General features: G+C 57.6%; 10 protein-coding genes. 8 read left to right on the top strand and 2 right to left on the bottom strand.

Annotated features, from left to right (window positions below):
- The first annotated feature begins 14 nt into the window (after positions 1–14).
- From EXN68_RS26975 to EXN68_RS27005, 7 genes are all read left to right on the top strand, one after another.
- Entirely contained in the window at positions 15–2,078 is a 2,064-nt protein-coding gene (locus EXN68_RS26975) for a ParB/RepB/Spo0J family partition protein (RefSeq protein ID WP_237681512.1), read from the top strand.
- Between the two features lie 235 nt (positions 2,079–2,313).
- The gene (locus EXN68_RS26980) at positions 2,314–2,556 is read left to right on the top strand and encodes a hypothetical protein (RefSeq protein ID WP_142843673.1); all 243 of its coding nucleotides are present in this window, start codon (positions 2,314–2,316) and stop codon (positions 2,554–2,556) included.
- Positions 2,557–2,751: 195 nt separating this feature from the next.
- Complete coding sequence (locus tag EXN68_RS26985; protein ID WP_142843674.1) at positions 2,752–3,462, top strand: helix-turn-helix domain-containing protein; 711 nt, start codon at positions 2,752–2,754, stop codon at positions 3,460–3,462.
- Between the two features lie 281 nt (positions 3,463–3,743).
- Positions 3,744–4,415 (top strand): ParA family protein, encoded by a 672-nt coding sequence (locus EXN68_RS26990; protein ID WP_046802293.1) that lies wholly within the window; start codon positions 3,744–3,746, stop codon positions 4,413–4,415.
- Positions 4,412–4,738, top strand: a complete 327-nt coding sequence (locus EXN68_RS26995) for a hypothetical protein (protein ID WP_046802294.1) — start codon at positions 4,412–4,414, stop codon at positions 4,736–4,738. Before EXN68_RS26990 ends, EXN68_RS26995 begins: the two co-directional genes overlap by 4 nt.
- A 51-nt stretch (positions 4,739–4,789) precedes the next feature.
- On the top strand, positions 4,790–5,179 hold the full coding sequence (locus EXN68_RS27000; RefSeq protein ID WP_142843675.1) for a type II toxin-antitoxin system RelE/ParE family toxin: 390 nt from the start codon (positions 4,790–4,792) through the stop codon (positions 5,177–5,179).
- Positions 5,157–5,474 (top strand): helix-turn-helix domain-containing protein, encoded by a 318-nt coding sequence (locus tag EXN68_RS27005; protein ID WP_068951032.1) that lies wholly within the window; start codon positions 5,157–5,159, stop codon positions 5,472–5,474. Before EXN68_RS27000 ends, EXN68_RS27005 begins: the two co-directional genes overlap by 23 nt.
- Before the next feature lie 220 nt (positions 5,475–5,694).
- On the opposite strand, the gene EXN68_RS27010 is transcribed toward EXN68_RS27005, so the two are convergent.
- Positions 5,695–6,228 (bottom strand): hypothetical protein, encoded by a 534-nt coding sequence (locus EXN68_RS27010; RefSeq protein WP_142843676.1) that lies wholly within the window; start codon positions 6,226–6,228, stop codon positions 5,695–5,697.
- A 47-nt stretch (positions 6,229–6,275) separates the two neighbouring features.
- Between EXN68_RS27010 and EXN68_RS27785 the strand changes: the two genes are divergently transcribed.
- Complete coding sequence (locus tag EXN68_RS27785) at positions 6,276–6,575, top strand: hypothetical protein (RefSeq protein ID WP_142843677.1); 300 nt, start codon at positions 6,276–6,278, stop codon at positions 6,573–6,575.
- Positions 6,576–6,590: 15 nt separating this feature from the next.
- On the opposite strand, the gene EXN68_RS27020 is transcribed toward EXN68_RS27785, so the two are convergent.
- A complete protein-coding gene (locus tag EXN68_RS27020; RefSeq protein WP_142843678.1) occupies positions 6,591–8,237 on the bottom strand; it encodes a type IV secretory system conjugative DNA transfer family protein in 1,647 nt (548 codons plus the stop codon).
- Between the last annotated feature and the right edge of the window lie 257 nt (positions 8,238–8,494).

The following is an 8,494-nucleotide window of genomic DNA, read 5'->3' on the forward strand; positions in this document are numbered from 1 at the left end:
TGAGGACCAATCCCATGAAAGTTATCACCATGCCCGAAACTGCCGAAACCATCGCCATCGAGGTCGCCGCAGCGGCCCCGGTTACCTCCCTCATGCATGACACACAGCAGATTCCTCTTTCCAAGCTGGTCGCCAGTTCGAAAAACGTGCGCAAGCGCAATGCCGCCATGACCATCCCGGAACTTGCCGTCAGCATCGAGGCGCATGGCCTGATCCAGAACCTGACGATCAGGAAGACCGCTAGGGGCAATAAATACGAGGTAGTTGCGGGATCGCGGCGCTTTGCTGCCCTGCTCCACCTCGTCGCACAGGGCAAGATCGACAAAAGCGCTGTCATTCCTTGCAATCTGCGCAGCGGAGAGGCCAACGACACGGAGGTTTCCCTTGCGGAGAACACGCAGCGCGAGGCTATGCATATCGTCGATGAGATCATGGCCTATCGTCAGCTGATCGAAGAGGGGATGATCGCGGACACCATCGCCGCCCGTTTCGGCCAGTCGGTTGTGACCGTGCGCCAGAGGCTCAAGCTCGCCAATCTCTCCCCTAAAATTCTGGGGGTTTTGCGCGAGGATGGGATGCATCTCGATCAGGCCAGAGCGTTGGCGATCAGCGACGATCATGTTGCGCAAGATCGGGCATGGTTCGACACACAATCATGGAACCGCGACCCTCATTCGCTTCGCGCTATGCTGACCCGCGATCATGTCCGTTGCACTGACAAACTTGCCCTGTTCGTTGGGACAGAGGCTTACGAGGCGGCGGGCGGCACGATCGCGCGCGACCTGTTTTCCGAGACCGATAGCACCTTCCTGACGGATCGAGCCTTGCTGACAAAGTTGGCAACAGAGGCGCTCGAACAGAAAGCAGAATCCCTGAAAATCAGGGGATGGAAATGGGTGGACACCAGCCTCGGAACATCGGCCATCCATAATGGCGGTTTCGGCCGTATCTTCCCTATCAGCCATGTTTCGACCGAAGCTGAGCAGACCGAGGTTACCAGCCTTGCCGAACAGTTCGATGAGATTGCATGCCGGATTGAGGACTATGCCGAGGGCGATTCGGCTATTGATGCCGATGAGGCCGAGCTTGCCCGGATCGAACAGCGCATCGAGGATATCAAGAGCGCGGGAAAGGTCTACGACGCCGAGGAAAAGGCGCTGGCCGGTTGCATCGTCACCATTGCCCACGATGGCACCATGCATATCGAGCAGGGGCTTGTTCAGCCCGACGATCTGGCCGCGCTGCGCGCCTTGCGCAATCCGGACACCGCAAACGGTGATGCCGGTCAGGATGATGAAAGCGTATGCGCTGGAACCATCCCTGCCGCTTTTACAGGTGCAAAGCATGGCGACGACGAAGCCGACGAACAGCCCATGGCCTATTCCGCCGCGCTGATCGAGGAACTGACGGCGATCCGCACCGCCGCCATGCGCAATGAACTTACTCAGCGGCCCGAACTGGCGCTTGCCGTCATGCTCTATCCGCTCGTCCTGAAAACCTTCCTGACCGGGAACGGCTATTGGCGGATCGGCTCCGCCATCGAGATCGGCGGGCAGTTGAAAGACCTCGCCCCTTCAATCAAGGAAACGGACGCTTGCGATGCGCTTAACGAATGGACCCGCATCCACGAAACATGGGGATACAAGCTCCCCGGCAATCCGGGCGATCTTTGGGAATGGCTACTGGAACAGCCATTGCACGATCTTCTCGAACTGCTGGCGGTCGTCACCGCCGCCAATATCAACGCAGTTGAGGCCAAGCACGATCATGACCGCGAGCGGCTGGCCCATGCCGATCAACTGGCCGCAGCCCTGAAACTTGACATGCATCAGCATTGGAAGCCGAAGGCGCCGTTCCTCTCCCGGTTGTCCAAGGCGCAGATTGCCGAGGTGATGGAAGACGCAGGTTGCGCGAAAAGTGCCATCAAGGCGGCGGGCAAGGCTCCGAAGGCCGAAGCCGTTGAGCTGGCGGAAAAAGCCCTTGTCGGAAAAACATGGCTTCCCGGCCCGCTGCGCTCGCCCATCGAGGACGCGCAGGAAGTCGAAGAAGCTGCGCCGTTGACGAGCGCCGACGAATAACATGGTTCGGACTTGGCCGCACCCGGCGCGAAACCGCGCCGGGGTTTTGCTTATAAAAAGATAGCAGCTTATAATCTGTTTAAAATTGGTTCATTTGACGCCGAGCTGGTTCCGGTCGGGATCGACCCGCCCTGAACCAGTTGAGAGGCGCCCGCGCCCTGCCTCTCAATCTCTCCACCCGCCCTTCGCTTGCGACGAGAGTTACCCGTAAAATCTGCCACTGCAGATTTGCACCTTGCAGAATCAGTCCGAATCGCAGTTTCTTGTAACGATGAGCACAGCGAAACCAGTCAGAGAAAAAGTGGCAGCCCATCGCCAGCGTTTGCGTGAAGCGGGGCGTATCTATGTCAACACCGATCTCCCTGCGGACCTGGTGGACTGTCTTGATAAGATCAAGGCAGAACGCGGGCTGGCTTCGCGGGCTCAAGTGTTTGAATTAGCTTTAAAGGCGTTTGTTGAAAATGAAATGAGGGCATAACGAAAAAACCCCTCGCCGCTGGTAACGGCTAGGGGTTTTCGGTCAGTTACGACGTCGGCTTTTGGGGCCTTCCAATTTCTAGTCCCAACATAGTCGAGCGTTCACGAACCTGCAAGGGGTACCCTTTGTAGGAACGGTGAATCTTTGTTCGCTGTCCACAGTCATGCCCGCCTGAAAAAGGAGGCGGAAAAGACCATGTTTGAACAGATTGGGACGGTGCTCGCAGGAGCGCCGGCCGAACGGGAACGCACACCTGTTCGGCGGCAGAGTCGTGCGCGCGGACGATGCGAAGGCGTATTCTGGCGGCGGACAAACCGGCAGGACGTGCGTACTATCGTGCTGGCGGCGCGGCGCTATGAACTGGCAGGCCGGCAACCTGGTGCTCGCAATGGCCCCTTGGGGGGCGTGGCGATCGAGTTGCTGGAGCTATTTGCCAATCTCGTTGATTTCCGCACCGGCCGGTTGGAACCGTCGATCGACACGCTCATGCTGAAGCTCAGGCGATCACGTGACGCGATCGTGCGGGCGCTGAAGAACTTGCGCGCCCATGGTTTCCTCGACTGGCTTCGACGCTATCAACCGACAGGCAACGAGGGACGCGGCCCGCAGGTCCAGCAAACCAGTAACGCCTATCGAATGTCCCTACCCGATCGGGCGCGGCAGATTCTTGGACGTTGGGGCGTGGCCCCTCCCCTTCCTGACGATCACGTTCAGGCCGATGCGGAACGTGCCTCGGGTATCGAGGCGCATAGGGCATCGCTCGACATCGTGTCGAGAACACTATTCGATGTTGGCGACAACCCCTTGGGGCAGGCGCTAGCGCGCCTTGGAAAGGCAATCAATCTACGTGAGTCCGCCAGACAGACTGAATCCCTATCTGGTTATTTAAATAATAGACAAGAATAAGCGGACGCCGCTGTCCGGGCCTCTCACGAGGCCCTGCGGCGGTTCCGACCCGCGTCAAATGCGGGCCGGCGCGGCACCCACAGCATTCAAAAAGCGCACCATTGCATGTGCGGTCGATATCCCAAGGCTTTTGAAAAAAAGTAGGCGGGAAATGTGGGTGGAATAAATATAGCAGCTTACAAGCTGCTAGCTTTTTATTTGCTGATAGCAAGCTGCATGTAAATTGTTTATAAATACAAATCTGCTAATCAGCTGAAAGTTAGCAGATTTGGAGATGCTTCATGCCAGTCATTTCATTCGTGTCGAGCAAAGGCGGAGTCGGGAAAACAACATCTGCTGTCGTACTTGCCGGCGAATTCGCTGCCGCTGGTCGCAAGGTGGTTCTGATCGACGCCGACCCCAACCGCCCGCTAGAAGCCTGGGCTCGCCTGAAGGGGACGCCGGAAAAACTGCAGCTTATGATTGACGATTCCGCCGAAACCATCATCGATACGATCGAGGAAGCCCGGGCAAACGCCGACTTTGTCATTGTTGACCTGGAAGGAACCGCCACTGACCGAATTGGTTTTGCGATTGCCCGTTCGGATCTCGTTTTAATTCCGCTCCAAAGCTCTGTTCTTGACGCGTCAGAGGCGGCTAAGTCCGTGAAGCTGGTTCACCAGATGCGGAAGGTTGCCAATCGGGAGATTCCTTACAGGGTTTTCTTCACGCGCGTCCCGCCAGCTATTCGCGAGAGGACCGCGCGAGATATCGACCGGCAATTTTCCGACGCGGCCATACCAGTTTTACCTGCAACTCTGATTGATCGTGCCGCGTACCGCGCGTTGTTTTCTCTTGGCGGAATACTTCACGATCTGGAGCGATCCGATGTGTCGGGATTGGAGAGCGCCAAGGAAAATGGTCGCGAATTTGCTCAGGCAGTTATCAACGTTTTGAAAGGAGAGGGTGCATGAGTAGCGAAGACAAGAAGCGGGCGACCCTCGATTTTGGAAATCTAAACGATACGCCAGCACCGCCTGTCGACAATGATGCTGTGAAGGCTGCCACTAGAGCTGCAGGGTTCCGAGAAACGCCCAAGGCTGCCGCTTCCGAAACAGCAGCCCCCATTCGAGCCCCCCGTAGAACTCGTCGAAAAACAGGACGTACAGAACAATTCGCTACACGCCTTCGGGCAGAGACGATCGAGGCAATTTACAACTATGCGGATCAGCATGAGATCACGTTGGCTGAGACCATCGAGCGCGCAGTCGCTGCTCTTAGGAATGATGCGAAGTGACGCTCTTGAAGTGTAACGCTTGGTGTTATATTTAAGGGTGTAGGATATCTCGTGAGAGTTTTTAAAAACGGTTGGTTTCAGAAGTTTGCCCGAAAAGAGAAAATCTCTGACGCGATGCTTTGTGAGGCTGTTGCGCGCGCCGAGCGTGGCCAGATTGATGCCGATCTAGGGGCTGGTCTTATTAAGCAGCGCGTTGCTCGGCCCGGCGCTGGGAAGTCTGGCGGCTTCCGGACACTGGTTTTCTTTCGAGCGCAAACGAGAGCGGTCTTTGCGTTCGGGTTTGCGAAGAGTGATATGGCCAATCTCAATGCTGGGGATGAAGCTTACATGAAAAAGGCCGCGAAACTCGTCTTGGGATTTACAGACGCGCAAATGAAAGCGGAAGTCGATGCGGGCCGAATGCTAGAGGTGAAATGCGATGACAAAGACTTACAAGAGTGAGGCACTGGCAGCCGTCCATGAAATGATGGAGGGATTCTACGAGTCCGGCGCGATCGACAAACAGACGATGCGTGAATTTGATGAAGGGTGCCTGACAACCGTGGAGCCGCTGACCCCGGAGGAAATTCGCACCATCCGAGAGCGCGAGAGCATTTCTCAGCCGGTGTTTGCCCGATATCTCAACGTTAGCAAGGGGCTGGTGTCAGATTGGGAACGCGGCGTTAAAAGGCCCAGCGGTCCTGCGCTGCGCTTGTTGACCGTCGTGCGTAACAAGGGGCTCCAGGCAATCGCCTGACGTACTGCCAAGCATACAGATCTGCTCCCGGTCGGCCTACGGCCTTTTTCGATAGAGCGGGCTGATCGAGAGCCACCGGTAAAGGATGACGATAGCTTGGGGCAGGGGATAGCGGCGATAGCCGCTCGCTCCGGAGGCGAATGCTCTTTTAATTGGGCTGTAGAGAGCCGGAGGAGCGATCAGAGACAATGTCCCGGCGCTTAAGCGCTGTGACTGCAATTCAGATTGTACGGCCTCTCTCGTTGAGCCGAACCAGATCGGTTAGGATCGAACGTAGCTCGGGCCACGGTGTTATTTTCAAGGTGTCGCCGGGGTCTTCACATTCGACGACCGAATGCAGCTTTGCGATTATGCCGATAAGAGATCGGGCAGGGGTGTTCCAAAGGGCTTTTACCAGCGACTGCTCCTCATCCATGATTTCCGCTTCGGCCTGGCATGCGCGGCTGTATCCGAGCGCCTCGTCTGCGGCATTCCATGCCTGGTCCCGATCTTCGTCAGTCAGATCACGCACGATTTCGAACAGCCTTGTTTCCAGCCGTTGTTGCAGCCGGCATAGTTCGCCACAGTGTTTGTGGGTCACAAACCATTTCTCCCACAGCGGAAGGACCGGATCACTATGATCGCCTTCCTGCAGAGGCGGAGACGTGCTGCCTCCGAGTGGTACATTCGAAGCGGTGATAGATGCCGCCGCGGTTGAAAGCAGGTTACGGCGGGTGATTGAGGGCAAAGTTCTGCTATTGTCGGAATCAGTCATGATCCGAGCTCCAATCCAGCTTGGTTGTGGTTAGGCTGGATGAGGTGTTGCTGCACATCATCCAGCCGGTTTGCAGGGGAAATGTAATCGTCCCCGTTTATTCCGTCAATAAATGGGGACGATTATTTCATTTAGACCCCTGTTTTGACAAAATATATGGGTCCGTTTATTCCCCTTTCATGGGACGACCGCCGCTCAATGTGAAAGAAACCAAAATCCGACTTTCGCCAGAAACGAAGGAGCGGATTGCTGCACTCGTCGGAAATTACCAGATATCCGCATTCATTCGTGAGGCAGTCGAGAACGAGCTGACCCGACGCGAAGCTGAGCGTAATCAGGAGAGCTGAAGCCGCGTATTCCGGTCATGCCGGATCAAACGCCCCTTTGAACTCCGGATCAGCATAATAGGCGAGCTTAGCAGCGACGATCGGCCGTTGTCCCGCCAGGAACAGCAACTGGCCTTGTGCCGGGAGGTTGCGCACTTCGTCGGGAGTGAGCAGCGGCCGGGCGGTATGCTGCTGGCTGTAGGAGATGCCCGATTTGTCGGAATCGAGGGCGTGGGCCATGGTCTGGAACACGACCGTTTCCTGTCCGAGCAGATCGGAGACGAGGCGTGCGCTGTCGTGATCGTTGACGCCGAAGACCTGAAGGACGCCGGCGTTCGAGAGGAAGGTGCCGGCGCGCTGTCCGTATGTAGCCCGTAGCTGATGGACATCCTGCAGGATCGGCCAGAGCTGGACGCCGTAGCCAGCCATGAGGCCCATGGCGCGCTCGACGGGAGCCAGGTGGCCGAGGGCGGCGAATTCATCGAGCAGGTAGAGCACCGGCACGGGTGGTTTTGCCTGATCGCGGGCCATATCGAGCAGGCTTTGGCTGGCGAGCAGGCGCAGCCAGCGCGAATAGGTGGAAAGACGATCGGGCGGCAGGACGAGGAAGACGGTGACGTTGTTGCGCTTGAGATCGGCAAAACGGAAATCTGACCGGCCGAGAACCGCCGTCATGCGCGGGCTGTCGAGGAAATGGGTGTGGCGCTGTGCGGCCGAGAGAACGCCGGCGGCCTCGCGATCGGACTTGCCGAGGTGGCGGTTTGCGGCTCTGGCGATCAGGCCACCCGCCTCATCGGATTCCTGCATACGCTTGAGCAGGGCGGCGAAACTCTCTGGAGCCATTGTGAGATATTCGCGCAGCGTACCAAGGTGGCGGCGTCCCGGTGACTCGGCAGCAACGATCTTGAGCAGCAGGCCCGATATCAGCGCTTTGGCTTCCTCGTTCCAATGGGCCTCGCCGGCCATGCCCGGTTCATCGAATACGAGGGCGTCGGCAAGCGTGCTGGCGTCTTCCGCGACATCAAGGCTGGCGGGATCGAGTGTATCGAGGGGATTGAATGCGGCCGAGCGCATGCCGGTGACGCCGAAGGGATCGAGAACATGGACCGGCCCGAAGGTTTCGCGGGCGCGGCCGGTGATCTTGGCATTCTCGCCCTTGGGATCGATGCAGATCACCGAGCGATCGGCGGTGAGGAGATTGGGAATGATGGTGCCGACACCCTTGCCAGTCCTGGTTGGGGCCATGGTGAGCAGATGGGCAGGGCCGTCGTAGCGCAGCAGCTTGCCCGTTTTGCCGTCACGACCGATCAGCAGGCCATCATCAGTGCGGGTGAGCGGAGCGACTTCCTTCGCTGTGGCGAAGCGGGCCGAGCCGTGGGTGTCTGCATCGATCTCGCCAAAGTGCAGCACGACGAACGGCGCTAGCATTGCAAAAAAGAGAAGCACCATGGCGAAGAGGAAGGCGATATTAAAGACCGCCCAGCCCCAGGTGCCGGTAGGGAAACCTGCTTCTATCAGCATCGGACCGGCGACAATGCCTGTGACCAGAACGATGCCGACATAGAGGACGACGAATCCGAGCCCATTCCTGGAAAGAACAGACAGTAGCAAAGCACTGATCGCCCAGATCGGGTTGCGGACGGCCCTGCCGAACATCGTTGAGAATGCTCGTGTGATCCTCATGCGTCGTCTTCCTCAAGCTCCAGCGGTTCGCGTCTGTGTGAAGACACTGGTATCAGACGCATGACGACATCGATCAGGCTGGGTAAAGCATCTGCTGGCACGTCCCTGATGAGAAGCGCTAGTTTCGTGCGATCGTCGGCTTCTTCGTATGCGGCGTCCACGCCCCATCGATTATTCAGTTGCGGCGATCTGAGGTTGATCTACGGGCCGTCAAAGGAGCTCACCGAAGAGTATCTGACGAGCTCATTGTGAGGCCT

The organism is Martinezella rhizogenes, assembly GCF_007002745.1.
Lineage (GTDB): Bacteria > Pseudomonadota > Alphaproteobacteria > Rhizobiales > Rhizobiaceae > Agrobacterium > Agrobacterium cucumeris.